This is a genomic window from Enterobacter cloacae complex sp. S3, assembly GCF_014930495.1.
Lineage (GTDB): Bacteria > Pseudomonadota > Gammaproteobacteria > Enterobacterales > Enterobacteriaceae > Enterobacter > Enterobacter asburiae_B.
Genome location: NZ_JADBRD010000014.1, coordinates 95,472 through 110,206, shown reverse-complemented (window position 1 = coordinate 110,206; position 14,735 = coordinate 95,472). Strand labels below are relative to the sequence as shown.

Genomic DNA, 14,735 nt, shown 5'->3' with positions numbered 1-14,735 from the left:
GCTGCTCCACCCCGCGTCCGTGGATGCGCACTATACTCGGATAGGTTTGTGATGCAACCCCTTTTTCACATAAATCATGATTTTGTATGCAAATTGAACGACATGGCTCTGTTCGGACTATTTTTTGCGCAAAATTTGCCAAAGGGCATGCGATCGCATTTCATTAGCCCTGGCGGTTTGTTATCTTCATCACGCGGAAATGGGCAACTTAAAGACGAGATATAATGAAAGGACGTTGGGCGAAGTATCTGATGGCGGGCGCAATGGTAGCGATTCTTGCGGCCTGTTCTTCCAAACCGACCGATCGCGGTCAACAGTATAAAGACGGGAAGTTATCCCAGCCTTTCTCTTTAGTTAATCAGCCTGATGCCGTCGGCGCACCGATTAATGCCGGTGATTTCTCCGAGCAGGTCTACCAGATCCGCAACGCGTCGCCGCGTCTGTATGGCGCCCAGAGTAGCGTGTATAACGCGGTCCAGGACTGGCTTAAAGCAGGCGGCGATACGCGCAACATGCGCCAGTTTGGTATCGACGCCTGGCAGATGGAAGGGGCCGATAACTACGGCAACGTCCAGTTTACCGGTTACTACACCCCGGTTATCCAGGCACGACACTCGCGTCAGGGCGAGTTCCAGTATCCTATCTATCGTATGCCGCCAAAACGCGGTCGTCTGCCGTCTCGCGCTGAGATCTACGCCGGTGCGCTGAGCGAAAACTACGTTCTGGCCTACAGCAACTCCCTGATGGATAACTTCATCATGGACGTTCAGGGCAGCGGCTACATTGATTTTGGCGACGGGTCGCCGCTTAACTTCTTCAGTTATTCCGGTAAAAACGGCCACGCCTATCGCAGCATCGGTAAAGTGCTGATCGACCGCGGTGAAGTGAAGAAAGAAGATATGTCGATGCAGGCGATCCGCGAGTGGGGCGAGAAACACAGCGAAGCCGAGGTGCGCGAGCTGCTGGAGCAGAACCCGTCGTTCGTCTTCTTCAAACCGCAAAACTTCGCGCCGGTGAAAGGAGCGAGTGCAGTTCCCCTGATTGGCCGCGCGTCGGTAGCATCGGATCGTTCGATTATTCCTGCAGGCACCACGCTGCTGGCTGAGGTTCCTCTGCTGGACAATAACGGCAAGTTCAACGGTCAGTATGAGCTGCGTCTGATGGTGGCGCTGGACGTCGGCGGGGCGATTAAAGGCCAGCACTTTGACATCTATCAGGGCATTGGCCCTGACGCAGGCCATCGCGCGGGCTGGTATAACCACTACGGACGCGTGTGGGTACTGAAGGCAGCTCCGGGAGCTGGAAACGTATTCAGCGGCTGATTGTGGTATTCTGAGCGCAATACGGATTACTGTTCAGGGTGAGGAAAACCTCACCCTTTTTACATCTGAGGTTTTATGTCTGTGGTAATCAGCGACGCCTGGCGCCAGCGTTTTGGCGGGACGGCACGTTTATATGGTGAAAAAGCCCTGCAGCTGTTTGCGGATGCGCACGTCTGCGTCGTGGGCATTGGTGGTGTGGGGTCGTGGGCGGCAGAAGCGCTGGCGAGAACCGGTATTGGCGCAATCACGCTGATTGACATGGATGACGTTTGCGTCACCAACACCAACCGTCAAATCCACGCCCTGCGCGATAACGTCGGCCTGGCGAAGTCTGAGGTCATGGCGGATCGTATTCGCCTGATAAACCCGGAATGTCGGGTCACGGTGATTGATGATTTTGTGACGGCAGATAACGTCGCGGAGTACATGAGCAAAGGCTACAGCTATGTGATTGACGCCATCGACAGCGTGCGGCCAAAAGCGGCGTTGATCGCTTACTGCCGTCGGTACAAGGTGCCGCTGGTCACGACGGGCGGTGCGGGCGGGCAAATCGATCCGACGCAGATCCAGGTGACCGACCTGGCGAAAACGATCCAGGATCCGCTGGCGGCCAAGCTGCGTGAGCGGCTGAAGAGCGATTTTAACGTGGTGAAGAACAGCAAAGGCAAGCTCGGCGTCGACTGCGTGTTCTCGACCGAAGCGCTGGTCTACCCGCAGGCGGATGGCTCAGTCTGCGCGATGAAAAGCACGGCGGAAGGGCCAAAACGAATGGATTGCGCCTCAGGTTTTGGTGCGGCCACCATGGTGACCGCCTCCTTCGGCTTTGTGGCGGTGTCTCACGCCCTCAAGAAAATGCTGGCGAAGGCGGAACGTCAGGCCTGAGCCTGACGTGCGGCATCCAGTACCGCGTCGCTGAGCGCGATCAACCCCTGACCGCGCGAGGCGCTGAGCTGCGCGCGCAGCCCCAGCTCATCAAATAACGCCAGCGGCGAATGTGCCAGCAATTCCGCCGCGCTTTTCCCTTCCACAGCGGTCAGCAATACGGCCAGCAGGCCCCGGACGATGCGGCCTTCGCTGTCGCCGAAGAAGTGCAGCTTCCCGCCGGAGACGCTCACGCCCAGCCAGACGCGGTTTTCACAGCCTGCAATCTCTTTCGCCTGTGCTTTAAGATCGTCTGAAAGGGCCGGGAGCTGTTTACCCAGCAGGATCAGCTGTCGATATTTATCTTCCCACTGCTGGAGCGGGGCGAAGGTCTGTTTTAAGGTCTCTTCTGTGATGACCGTGCCAAACGGATGTCCGGCTAAAGCAGCGCTAGTCATTAATCCACCAGTATTTCAAGGGCGCGGTCAACGGCGGCAACCAGCGCGTCGACATCGCTTTGGGTATTGTACGGCGCAAACGAGGCGCGCAGCGTACCGTTAACGCCAAGCGCCGTCAGCAGCGGCTGGGCGCAGTGCTGTCCGGCACGCAGGGCAATGCCGTACCCGGCCAGCAGCGTCACCATGTCGCTATGGTGAACGCCCGCAAAATCAAAGGCGAGCAGGCTTGAGTCCTGAACGCGGAACGAGCGGAAACCCGGGCGCTTTTTGAGCTCTTCCTCTGCCAGCGTCGCCAGCCCCCGGCTCCAGCTTTCTGCCTGAACGATGTCTGTTTCTGCCAGCCACTCCAGCGCTGCGCTTAAGCCAATCACCCCCGCCACGTTCGGCGTACCGGCCTCCAGGCGATAGGGAACATCCTGAGTTTTGAAGCCATCGAACGACACTTCGGTGATCATTTTGCCGCCACCGAGCCACGGCGTCATTTTTGCCAGCAGTTCTGGCTTGCCGTACAACGCCCCAATACCGGTTGGCCCGTAGAGCTTATGTCCTGAGAAGGCATAGAAATCGATATCAAGCGCCTGCACATCAGCGGGGAAATGCACCACGCCCTGAGCGCCGTCGACCATCACCACCATCCCGCTGGCATGGGCTATGCGAATAGCCTGAGCCAGGTCCGGGCAACCACCCGTGACGTTCGACATCTGTCCGAGCGCCAGAATGCGGCTGCGGGGGGTAATCAGCTCTGGGAGACGGGCAACGTCGGGAAGAAGGTCTGCACCCAGTGGAAGCTTCACCACGCGTGCACCCGTTTGCTCTGCCACCATCAGCCATGGCACCAGGTTGGCGTGATGTTCCGCCTCGCTGACGACGATCTCATCGCCCGGCTGAAGCAGCGGGCGCGCGTAGCACTGGGCCACCATATTGATGGCTTCGGTCGCGCCGCGCGTCCAGACGATGTTTTTCCCGCTTTCGGCATTGATCAGGCGTGCGACCTGATCGCGTGCGGCTTCATAGCGCGCGGTTAATCGCTGCGCTTCGGCAAACTGGCTGCGATGCACGTTCCCGGCGCTCAGGCTGTAGAACTGCTGCGTGGCCTCAATCACCGCCTGTGGCTTAAGGGCGGTGGCGGCGCTATCCAGGTAAATACCGGCATCGGCCAGGGCCGGAAACTGTGCGCGGAACTGCGCAGGACTGAAAGCGTTCATGGGATTCCTCATTTCAATATAGCGATCGTCGCGCAATTTCAGCGGCAGGGCAAGGAGGTTGATATCTATCAGAATTGTCTGCTTATCCTTACGGCCTCAAAAAAGCAGGTTATGCTAAATAGTGTTGGGCGGATGTTTTAGCCTGTTATAAATCGAGGTTTGAATAGCATTAATTGCTAAAGGAGAATAATCATGAATAAGACAGCTGCAATCATTTCTGCCTGTGCGTTTACTTTTGCCCTGAGCGCCTGTTCCGGTAACAACTACGTGATGCACACCAACGATGGTCGTTCTATCGTTTCGGAAGGGAAACCGACTACCGATAATGATACCGGGATGATTTCGTACAAAGATGCTAACGGGAACAAGCAGCAGATCAACCGCACGGACGTGAAAGAGATGAAAGAGATCGAGCATTAACAGATCGCAGGCGAAAAAAAAGCACCGCAAATTGGCGGTGCTACATTAATCACTATGGACAGACAGGGTAAATGTACAGGAAGTGAAAAATTGGTAGCGTTGCTACCGTGGTCTGAATCGCAGACCAATTGCAAACACAACAACACAACATCACAACCGTAAGCCAAAAGCCCTTCAGAACACGCATTCCGAAAAAAGCTCTTCGTTCCGGCTCAGGAAGTGCCGCCACTATAGGTATTTGCTGGTAGTTCCTCAACGGACAAATTATAATGGCTCAGATAAAAAAAACTAATAGGTTAAACGTTGTTTCCTGTTTGTTAAAATCCGTTAACATCTAAGCCAGATAACCATGTCAAAGCGATTGCCACCTCTTAATGCATTACGAGTTTTTGATGCAGCAGCACGTCATCTGAGCTTTACCCGCGCAGCAGATGAGCTTTTTGTGACACAGGCCGCAGTAAGTCACCAAATCAAGTCTCTGGAGGATTTTCTGGGCCTTAAGCTGTTTCGTCGACGCAACCGTTCGTTGCTGTTGACCGAAGAGGGGCAGAGCTATTTTCAGGATATTAAAGAGATTTTTTCCCAGCTTACGGAAGCCACGCGTAAGCTGCAGGCTCGCAGTGCAAAAGGTGCTCTGACCGTCAGTTTATTGCCCAGTTTTGCCATTCATTGGCTGGTGCCAAGACTCTCAAGCTTTAACTCAGCTTATCCGGGGATCGACGTTCGAATCCAGGCGGTAGATCGTCAGGAGGACAAGCTGGCCGATGACGTGGATGTCGCCATTTTTTATGGTCGCGGTAACTGGCCGGGCTTGCGCGTTGAAAAATTATACGCAGAATATCTCCTGCCGGTCTGTTCTCCCCTGCTGTTAACAGGTGAGAAGGCGCTGAAGTCACCCGCCGATCTGGCTCAGCATACGCTTTTGCATGATGCCTCTCGCCGCGACTGGCAAACTTATACCCGTCAATTAGGTCTTACACATATTAACGTGCAGCAGGGACCCATTTTTAGCCACAGTGCGATGGTGTTACAGGCTGCCATTCACGGGCAGGGCGTGGCGTTGGCGAACAACGTCATGGCCCAGTCCGAAATTGAGGCAGGCCGCCTGGTTTGCCCTTTTAATGATGTACTGGTCAGCAAGAATGCGTTTTATCTGGTTTGTCATGACAGTCAGGCAGAACTGGGTAAAATAGCCGCCTTCCGGCAGTGGATACTGGCGAAAGCGGCAACCGAGCAAGAAAAATTCCGCTTCAGGTATGAGCAATAACGTTTGTGTGCCGGGCACGCATCAACTCAGGACTTAAACATGACCAGCCGATTCATGCTGATTTTTGCCGCGGTGAGTGGCTTTATTTTTGTTGCACTGGGCGCCTTTGGCGCACATGTATTAAGCAAGTCTTTAGGCGCAGTAGAGATGGGCTGGATCCAGACCGGCCTTGAATATCAGGCGTTCCACACGCTGGCTATTTTTGGGCTGGCGGTGGCGATGCAGCGTCGTATCAGTATCTGGTTTTACTGGAGCAGCGTGTTTATGGCGCTGGGTACCGTGTTGTTTAGCGGTAGCCTGTACTGCCTTGCGCTCTCACATCTGCGCCTGTGGGCGTTCGTTACACCTGTCGGCGGCTTCAGCTTCCTGGCGGGTTGGGTATTAATGTTTATCGGAGCTATCCGTCTGAAACGCAAGGGCGTTGTTCATGAATAAGGTTGTTTTATATTGTCGCCCGGGGTTTGAGAAAGAGTGCGCCGCGGAAATTACCGATAAAGCGGCGAAGCGCGAAGTCTTCGGCTTTGCCCGCGTAAAAGAAAACGCGGGCTATGTGGTTTTCGAGTGCTATCAGCCTGAAGACGCGGACAAGCTGGCGCGCGAGCTGCCGTTCAGCTCGCTGATCTTCGCTCGCCAGATGTTTGTCGCGGGTGAGCTGCTGAAGGATCTTCCGCCGGAAGACCGCATCACGCCTATTGTCGGCATGCTGCAGGGCGTGGTGGAGAAGGGCGGCGATCTGCGCGTTGAAGTGGCGGATACCAACGAAAGTAAAGAGCTGATGAAGTTCTGCCGTAAGTTCACCGTGCCGCTGCGTGCGGCGCTGCGTGATGCGGGCGTGCTGACGAACTACGAAACGCCGAAGCGTCCGGTGGTGCATATCTTCTTTATCGCACCGGGCTGCTGCTATACAGGCTATTCGTACACCACCAACAACTCTCCCTTCTTTATGGGTATTCCGCGTTTGCGCTTCCCGTCCGATGCGCCAAGCCGTTCCACGCTTAAGCTGGAAGAGGCGTTCCACGTTTTTATCCCGGCAGATGAGTGGGATGAGCGTCTGGCAAACGGCATGTACGCCGTCGACCTTGGCGCTTGCCCGGGCGGCTGGACCTATCAGCTGGTGAAACGCAATATGTGGGTATCGTCCGTTGATAACGGTCCAATGGCGCAAAGCCTGATGGACACCGGGCAGGTTACCTGGCTGCGGGAAGACGGTTTCCGCTATCGCCCGAACCGTAACAACATCTCGTGGATGGTGTGCGATATGGTTGAGAAGCCGGCAAAAGTCGCCGCGCTGATGGCCTCCTGGCTGGTGAACGGCTGGTGTCGTGAGACCATTTTCAACCTCAAGCTGCCGATGAAAAAGCGCTATGAGGAAGTATCGCAGAACCTGGCCTACATTCAGGAGCAGATGGACGAGCACGGTATTAACGTGGAGATCCAGGCGCGTCAGCTGTATCACGACCGTGAAGAGGTGACGGTGCATATTCGTCGCTGGTGGGCTGCGGTTGGCGGACGTCGCGACGAGCGATAGTACGTGCTTTGTTTTGCCCGGTGGCGCTACGCTTACCGGGCCTACAGAAAAGCGTTAACGCTCTAATCTCAACTGCTGTAAATTCCCGTCCAGCTGTAAATCCGTCTGTAGCGTTGCGATTTCCCGGCAGATAAACGCCATCTCTTTATGCGCCTCCAGCTTCTTGCGCCACTTTTCTGGCACCTCATCCAGACGGGCGTAAATCCCTTCCAGACTCTGAAAATCCTTCAGCAGCTGCGCGGCGCTCTTCGGCCCAATACCGGCGACACCCGGAACCTTAGAGCTGCTGATGCCTGCCAGCCCCCAGTAATCCGGCAGTTGCTCAGGCGAGACGCCGAACTCGCTGGCAATAAACGGCGCGTCCAGCCAGCGTTTTTGAAAATAGTCGCGAATGCGGATAGTCGGAGAAAGCAGCTGGCAGTAGCCTTTGTCAGTTGAAACGATAGTGGCCTGATGTCCGGCGCTTGCCACCTTTACGGCCAGGGTGGACGCGAGATCGTCGGCTTCATTTCCCTGTGCACCCCAGCAGGGAACTCCCCGCTGTTCAAATGCAGCGCGCAGCATGGGCAATTCAGCGTGAAGATCGTCCGGCATCGGGGCGCGTCCGGCTTTGTAGTCGGGCAGACGCTGGTGTCGCCAGCCCGTGTTGCGGGCTTCGTCATCAAATACCGCGACCGCGTGGGTGGGTTCACTGTGGCGAATAAGCTGTTCCAGCGCGTGCAGACAGGTGTCTTTACAAGGCGTCCCCTGTACCGCATGGATACGGCGGATCAGGTTAAGAGCATCGACGATAAGTAAATGAACGGCCACAGATAATCTCCCTTCTATCTCATGCGTGAAGGGTAACACTGTCAGCAGCGTGAAACTATGAATGGTGGGGAAAACAGGAAGAAGCCTCGCAAAACGAGGCTTCCTGAGGGGCTTAATCGCAGGTCACGATCTTCATCGCCAGGCCGCCGCGAGAAGTTTCGCGGTATTTGGCGTTCATATCTTTACCGGTTTCGTACATGGTTTCGATAACCTTATCGAGACAGACGCGCGGCTCGCTGGTGCGGCGCAGCGCCATACGTGCCGCGTTCACCGCCTTCACGGAGGCAATCGCGTTACGTTCGATGCACGGTACCTGTACCTGTCCGGCAACCGGGTCACAGGTCAGCCCAAGGTTATGTTCCATGCCGATTTCCGCAGCAATGCACACCTGTGTCGGGCTTGCACCCAGCAGTTCGGCCAGACCCGCCGCCGCCATGGAGCACGCCACGCCGACTTCACCCTGACAGCCCACTTCCGCACCGGAAATAGACGCGTTCATCTTATACAGCGAACCAATCGCACTGGCGACCAGCAGGTAGCGCGCCAGCGAATTCGCGTTCACTTCACGGATAAACTTGTCGTAGTACGCCAGCACCGCCGGAACGATACCGCAGGCGCCGTTAGTCGGCGCGGTGACCACACGGCCCCCGGCAGCGTTCTCTTCGTTCACCGCTAGCGCGAACATGTTGATCCAGTCTACGACGGCCATCGGGTCTGTCGTCGTTTTGTCGGTGCTCACCAGCATACGGCGCAGCGCAGCAGCACGACGCGGCACGCGAAGCTTGCCCGGCAGAACGCCCTCGGTGGTGATCCCTCGCTCGATACCGCCGCGCATCACTTCCCAGACGTTAGTGAAGTGCTGTTCGAGCTCCTCTTTGCTGTGAAGTGCCAGCTCGTTTTTCATCATCAGGCCGGAGAGGGAAAGGCCCGTCTCCTGGCAGTGACGCTGAAGATCCGCCGCCGTTTTGTACGGATACGGCACTTCGACAGAAGAGGTATTGGTTTGACCAAAGTGGTCTTCGTCGACGATAAAACCGCCGCCGATAGAGTAATACGTCTGGCTGTATACCGCTTTGTCGCCGGCCAGCGCGGTAATGCGCATGCCGTTTTCGTGCAGCGACAGGTTGTCCGCATGGAAATTCATGCAGTGGTCAACCGGGAATTCAACCTCATGCTCACCGTTCGCCAGCAGCAGGCGACCGTGGGTGTTCACATCCTGGATGAAGCCAGGGATCGCATCAATATCAACGGTGTCCGGCAGGTTTCCCGCCAGGCCCATGATAATGGCGATATCGGTATGGTGGCCTTTCCCGGTCAGGGAAAGCGAGCCGTATACATCGACAACCACGCGGGTAATGTCATGCAAGATGCCGCGTGCAATCAAGTCATCCGTGAACTGCTTACCGGCTTTCATTGGTCCGACGGTGTGAGAGCTGGAAGGACCAATACCGATTTTGAAGATATCGAATACGCTAATCATGATGCGTCCATTGCTTTCAGTCAGAGAGGGAGGAGTGCGCCATCCGAAGACGGCGCGGGTGATAATCAGAACATGGTGTACAGGGAGTAGAAGATCGCAGAGATTGCGATAAGACCCATGATAACCACAAACACGTTGCTCACATGACCGCTGTACTTGCGCATAGCAGGGACTTTCTGAATCGCGTACATCGGCATCAGGAACAGAATCATCGCGATGACCGGGCCGCCCAGGGTTTCAATCATGCCCAGGATGCTTGGGTTCAGCGTTGCTACCGCCCAGGTGGTGAGCAGCATGAACAGCGCAGTGATTTTGTTCAGCTTGTTGATTTCAATGCTCTTGCCTTTACCGCGCAGAGATTTAATCACCATACCGTTGAAGCCTTCACGCGCGCCGAGGTAGTGGCCCAGGAAGGATTTGGTGATGGCGATAATCGCGATGATTGGTGCCATCCACGCAATGACCGGTGCGTTAAAGTGGTTCGCCAGGTAAGACAGAATAGAGATGTTCTGCTCTTTCGCTGCCGCCAGATCCACCGGGGAAAGGCTCAGTACGCAGCTGAAGACGAAGAACATTACGGTCAGTACCATCATGATGTGAGCGCGCGCCAGGATGCTGGAGCACTTCTTCTCTGCGCCATTACCGTACTCTTCACGTTTCGCCACAGCGAAAGAAGAGATGATTGGAGAGTGGTTGAAGGAGAACACCATCACCGGAATTGCCAGCCAGAGGGTCATCAGCAGGCCGTTACCGGTTGCCGATGCACTGCTCAGGGACAGGGTTTCCAGCGCTGCACCGTTCCACTGTGGGATCAGGTAGCAAGCCAGTACCATCAGAGCAATAACGAACGGGAAGACCAGTACGCTCATTGCTTTCACAATCATCTGCTCACCGAAGCGAACGATGGTCATCATGCCCACGATCAGGATCAGCGACAGAATCGCACGCGGCGGCGGCGTCATGTGCAGCTGGTGCATCATGAAGCTTTCAACGGTGTTGGTGATCGCCACGCTGTAGACCAGCAGGATAGGGTAAATCGCGAAGAAGTAGAGCAGGGTAATCAGTTTACCTGCGCCAACGCCGAAATGCTCTTCAACAACTTCAGTGATGTCCTCGCCCGGGTTTTTACCGGACAGCACGAAGCGGGTCAGACCGCGGTGTGCGAAGAAGGTCATCGGGAAAGCAATGATAGCCATGATGATCAGCGGGATCAGACCGCCGACGCCTGCGTTGATAGGAAGGAACAGTACACCAGCGCCGATTGCTGTGCCGTAAAGGCCAAGCATCCACATGGTATCCGTTTTGCGCCAACCACTTCGGGATTCAATCGAAGCAACGGTGCTGGTTTGAGTGGTTTCCATCTGTATCTCCTGGAGGAAGCAAATTGTCAGGTTTTTAGTCAAATCCGATGAAAAAGTGCCTGACGGTAATATGAAATTCGTTCAGTGACGGTTTTTTAATAATTTTCGCCCGTAACTATTGGCGGGCGGAAAGATACATTCTAGTTATGAATCTATCAGTGATCCTGATCCCAAATGCAATAATCCACTTATGATGTGGGCATCTTTAGACCATTTATCTGTTAAAAAAACGTCAAAGAGAATTTACGGGCGCGAAGGCTACCACCAACGACATGTGAGCTGAAAGACTGGCCCGTGATATAGGTGTCTTTAGCTGTAAAGAAATGGGTTTTTAGTATTTTCTTGCAGGTAATTTGGATTAAGGCTGATAATTTACGGTTGAAAAAACAAGGTAATCGTTTGCGTTTGCGCATAGTTTGTAAAAGACATAAGTGATGCGTATGAATTACCTCGTAATAAAAAAAGCCGGGACGCGCAACAGGGCGACCCGGCTTTGATGAGATGCTGTTGAGCGTTATGTGCAGATTTCGTAGCAAGGAATATAGGCTGAGCCCGGCAGCTTCATGCGGTGCTGAGCGACAAAGCCCTGCAGCATGTCGTCCATGCGACGCATCATCTCCGGGTCGCCGTGGATCTTGTACGGACCGTACTGTTCAATAGCGCGGATGCCCATCTCTTTGACGTTGCCCGCCACAATCCCGGAGAAGGCACGACGCAGATCGGCAGCCAGGACTTCCACCGGCTGGTCCGGATAGAGTTTCAGGTTCGCCATATTTTCGTGCGTTGGCTCGAACGGGATCTGCAGATCCGGCGCGATACGGATTGACCAGTTAAAGCTGTACGCATCGCCGGTATCGCGACGGTTTTCTTTTACCAACGGCATCGCTTTTTTCATCTGGCGCGCCACTTCCGCGGCATCGTCAATGATGATGCGATAGTGACGACGCGCGGCTTCGCCCAGCGTGTGCACGATAAACTCGTCCAGCACGCGGAAGTAGTCGGCGCTCTCTTTTGGACCGGTCAGGATCAGCGGCAGAACCTGATCTTTGTTGGCCGGATTCATCAGAATACCCAGCAGATAGAGCAGCTCTTCCGCTGTCCCCACGCCGCCCGGGAAGATGATAATGCCGTGGGCGATACGGACAAACGCTTCAAGACGTTTCTCGATATCCGGCATGATAATCAGCTCGTTAACCAGCGGGTTAGGCGGCTCAGCGGCAATGATCGACGGCTCGGTCATGCCGATAAACCGTCCCTCTTTGTAACGCTGTTGCGCGTGTCCCACTGCGGCACCTTTCATTGGCGCTTCCATCGCACCCGGACCGCAGCCGGTACAGATATTCAGCTCGCGCAGGCCGAGCTGGGTGCCCACCCGACGCGCATAAAGGTATTCGGTTTCGTTAATGGAGTGACCGCCCCAGCAGACGACCATGTTCGGCGCTTCGCCAACGTGCAGGGCACGGGCGTTACGCAAAATGGAGAACACCAGGTTGGTGATATGGACCGAGCTTTCCAGGTCGAGATGCTGGAAACGGCCTGCGTTGTGGATCTGCCCGTTAACAAACAGGATGTCACGCAGCACGGCAAACAGGTTAGCCTGAAGTGAACGAATGATACGGCCGTCGACAAAGGCCTCTTCCGGCGGGTTGATGACTTCAAGCTTCACGCCACGCTCGCGGCGCAGCACGTTGATATCAAAGCTTTCGAAGCGGGACAGCAGTTCTTTACTGTTATCTGTCAGGCTTCCGGAGTTCAGTACGGCAAGTGAACAGTTACGAAACAGTTGATAAAGATCGCTGCTGGCCGTGCGCTTAAGCATGTCCACTTCCAGCTGCGACAACATATCCATTGAGCCAAGCGGGCTAATATGTGTAATCAAGTGAGCTCCTTACGGGACGATTATCGTCTTTCCCTGTTGATTACAATAGCCCTGGCGCGTGACGTTTCACAACCTAAAGCGCGGAAGATACCGCGCATATTGTGAAAATATTTATATTACTGACGCACCAGCCGCCCCGTTGCTGGCACAAAATCGGTGTTGGTGCGCCACGGGTTGATGTCCAGACCGCCACGGCGGGTGTAGCGCGCGTAAACGCTCAGTTTTTCTGGCTGGCAGAAACGCTGAATATCGCTAAAGATACGCTCCACGCACTGCTCGTGGAATTCGTTGTGATGGCGGAACGACACCAGGTAGCGCAGCAACTTTTCCCGGTCAATTTTCGGGCCTCGGTACTGGATCTGCACCGAACCCCAGTCCGGTTGGTGGGTGATCAGGCAGTTGGATTTCAGCAGGTGGCTGACCAGCGTCTTTTCGACCACCTTTCCGCTCGCCGCGTTTTCGAGGTAATCGGCGCTGAATTCATAATTGTCCACCTCGATATCCTGATCGTCGATGCAGGTCCCGTTAAAATGGGCGACCGGCTGCCCTTCCAGTTCGTGCAGGCGATACAGTGAAACGCTCACCTTTCCCTGCGCGCAGGCGCTTAAATCACGTTCCAGGGTGTGCTGAACGTCGTCCCAGCTGCTGAATTTTGTCTGGTTAAAACTGTTGAGATAGAGCTTAAAGCTTTTGGATTCCACGAGATTAACGCTGGCGTAATCCAGCTCAACGTGGCCCACCGCCACCTGCGGCAGACCGCGCGCGTTAAGCCACGAGAGTTCGTACAGCGTCCAGATGTCACCGCCGACAAACGGCAAGGCATCCGCATGCAGGCCCAGAGGATCGCGGTTCAGGCTGCGCGGCACGCCCTGCAGCAGGCTTGCATCGTAGGTATCGCGGTAATCGGTCGATTTCCCCAGCGTTAAGCCGGTTAACGCCTGATGATTTTCGTAAGACATGTTTCATAGCCACTTTACAGGTACACTTATGGCCTGAGTTTATCCTGTCTGACAAGAAGAGAGAAATCGGTGGACATCGAAACTGCAAATGCCCTCACTGCCTTCACGACCCGCTATTGCGACGCATGGCATGAAAAGGACCAGACATGGCCGCAAAGTGCTGATTTGTATGGCGTAGCTTCGCCGTGCATTATCTCTTCAGTCGACGATTACGTTATCTGGCAACCAAAACCTTTCGACGGCGAGCAAAATGTAAATGCGGTTGAGCGGGCAATGGACATTGTGGTACAACCAGCGGTTCATGCATTTTATACCACGCAGTTCGCAGGGGATATGCCTGCGCGCTTTGCTGATATCACGCTGACGCTGTTGCAGACCTGGAGCGAAGACGATCTGCAGCGTGTTCAGGAAAACCTGATTGGTCACCTGGTCACGCAAAAACGCCTGAAGCTTTCTCCGACGCTCTTTATTGCCGCGCTGGACAGCGAACTGGACGTTATCTCCGTCTGTAACCTGTCAGGTGAAGTGGTTAAAGAGACTATCGGCACCCGCAATCGCGAGACTCTCGCCCCCTCTCTTGCAGATTTCCTTACCCGACTTGAGCCATTTCTGTAATCCATGATGCTATAGCGCGTGTGAGAGATCTCTTACAACGTTTGTGAGAGATCGCTGAAGATTCAGTATTACCTCATTTAATTCAGATTAATATCGCTCTGTTTTTCAATGAATTACCTGTTCATCGTATTGTTTTTAGGGATTTCTTACGGCTTACAACCCAGAAAGGGTGGGTTGTAAGACGAAGCGGAATAGCGGATTCTATTTCTGTCGACAGGACGCCGACACGAGAAACGAACATCAGGATGATGGCGTTTCTCACACAGGACTCGTCAGGATGGCGCTTCAGGAAGGCTTCAGGATGAAGCGAAGTGGATAACGCAGGATGCGTAAGGGACACCTCCAGGAAGGAGAACGAGAGCCGATCAGGATGGTCGGTGGGTCAGGAAGGCCAGGACGTTTCAGGATGAGACAAACACGTCAGGAAGATGTGTGCAGGATGCATCGGCTTACGGATGACCAAGCCTTCGGGCGTCAGGAAAAGTTGTCACGGATGAGCAGGGAGCACGAATTGTAGCTGGAATGCTGCGAAACGAACCGGGAGCACTGTTTTTACAGTGCTCCCTTTTT

General features: G+C 54.7%; 14 protein-coding genes. 7 read left to right on the top strand and 7 right to left on the bottom strand.

Annotation, left to right across the window (positions count from 1 at the left end):
- Positions 1-224: 224 nt before the first annotated feature.
- A complete protein-coding gene (gene mltA, locus IM317_RS07325; protein ID WP_033146436.1) occupies positions 225-1,322 on the top strand; it encodes a murein transglycosylase A in 1,098 nt (365 codons plus the stop codon).
- 75 nt (positions 1,323-1,397) lie between these two features.
- Positions 1,398-2,204: a tRNA cyclic N6-threonylcarbamoyladenosine(37) synthase TcdA gene (gene tcdA / locus IM317_RS07320; protein ID WP_033146435.1), complete on the top strand. Its 807-nt coding sequence runs from the start codon at positions 1,398-1,400 to the stop codon at positions 2,202-2,204.
- Here tcdA and csdE read toward each other — a convergent pair.
- Together csdE and csdA are read right to left on the bottom strand one after the other, a co-directional pair.
- The gene (csdE, locus tag IM317_RS07315; protein ID WP_033146434.1) at positions 2,195-2,641 is read right to left on the bottom strand and encodes a cysteine desulfurase sulfur acceptor subunit CsdE; all 447 of its coding nucleotides are present in this window, start codon (positions 2,639-2,641) and stop codon (positions 2,195-2,197) included. The genes tcdA and csdE overlap by 10 nt on opposite strands.
- Positions 2,641-3,846, bottom strand: a complete 1,206-nt coding sequence (gene csdA / locus IM317_RS07310) for a cysteine desulfurase CsdA (protein WP_033146433.1) — start codon at positions 3,844-3,846, stop codon at positions 2,641-2,643. Before csdA ends, csdE begins: the two co-directional genes overlap by 1 nt.
- A gap of 192 nt (positions 3,847-4,038) precedes the next feature.
- On the opposite strand from csdA, the gene IM317_RS07305 reads away from it, so the two are divergent.
- From IM317_RS07305 to rlmM, 4 genes are all read left to right on the top strand, one after another.
- Positions 4,039-4,266, top strand: coding sequence for a YgdI/YgdR family lipoprotein (locus tag IM317_RS07305; RefSeq protein WP_008499648.1), 228 nt, complete (start codon positions 4,039-4,041; stop codon positions 4,264-4,266).
- Between the two features lie 349 nt (positions 4,267-4,615).
- Positions 4,616-5,533 carry a glycine cleavage system transcriptional regulator GcvA gene (gcvA, locus tag IM317_RS07300; RefSeq protein ID WP_023309032.1) on the top strand — a complete coding sequence of 306 codons (918 nt, stop codon included), beginning with the start codon at positions 4,616-4,618 and terminating at the stop codon, positions 5,531-5,533.
- Between the two features lie 39 nt (positions 5,534-5,572).
- Entirely contained in the window at positions 5,573-5,968 is a 396-nt protein-coding gene (locus IM317_RS07295; RefSeq protein WP_023309031.1) for a DUF423 domain-containing protein, read from the top strand.
- Positions 5,961-7,061 (top strand): 23S rRNA (cytidine(2498)-2'-O)-methyltransferase RlmM, encoded by a 1,101-nt coding sequence (rlmM, locus tag IM317_RS07290; protein WP_023309030.1) that lies wholly within the window; start codon positions 5,961-5,963, stop codon positions 7,059-7,061. The genes IM317_RS07295 and rlmM overlap by 8 nt, the downstream gene beginning before the upstream one ends.
- Before the next feature lie 54 nt (positions 7,062-7,115).
- Here rlmM and xni read toward each other — a convergent pair whose 3' ends face one another.
- The 5 genes from xni to queF all read right to left on the bottom strand — a co-directional run bounded on the left by xni (position 7,116) and on the right by queF (position 13,550).
- Positions 7,116-7,871 carry a flap endonuclease Xni gene (gene xni, locus IM317_RS07285; protein ID WP_033146432.1) on the bottom strand — a complete coding sequence of 252 codons (756 nt, stop codon included), beginning with the start codon at positions 7,869-7,871 and terminating at the stop codon, positions 7,116-7,118.
- A 112-nt stretch (positions 7,872-7,983) separates the two neighbouring features.
- Complete coding sequence (locus IM317_RS07280) at positions 7,984-9,351, bottom strand: L-serine ammonia-lyase (RefSeq protein WP_033146431.1); 1,368 nt, start codon at positions 9,349-9,351, stop codon at positions 7,984-7,986.
- 65 nt (positions 9,352-9,416) lie between these two features.
- Complete coding sequence (locus IM317_RS07275; RefSeq protein WP_029741560.1) at positions 9,417-10,712, bottom strand: HAAAP family serine/threonine permease; 1,296 nt, start codon at positions 10,710-10,712, stop codon at positions 9,417-9,419.
- A gap of 514 nt (positions 10,713-11,226) precedes the next feature.
- The gene (gene ppnN, locus IM317_RS07270; RefSeq protein ID WP_023309027.1) at positions 11,227-12,591 is read right to left on the bottom strand and encodes a nucleotide 5'-monophosphate nucleosidase PpnN; all 1,365 of its coding nucleotides are present in this window, start codon (positions 12,589-12,591) and stop codon (positions 11,227-11,229) included.
- A gap of 116 nt (positions 12,592-12,707) precedes the next feature.
- A complete protein-coding gene (queF, locus tag IM317_RS07265) occupies positions 12,708-13,550 on the bottom strand; it encodes an NADPH-dependent 7-cyano-7-deazaguanine reductase QueF (RefSeq protein ID WP_033146430.1) in 843 nt (280 codons plus the stop codon).
- A 69-nt stretch (positions 13,551-13,619) separates the two neighbouring features.
- Between queF and syd the strand changes: the two genes are divergently transcribed.
- The gene (syd, locus tag IM317_RS07260; protein ID WP_033146429.1) at positions 13,620-14,165 is read left to right on the top strand and encodes a SecY-interacting protein; all 546 of its coding nucleotides are present in this window, start codon (positions 13,620-13,622) and stop codon (positions 14,163-14,165) included.
- Positions 14,166-14,735 lie beyond the last annotated feature (570 nt).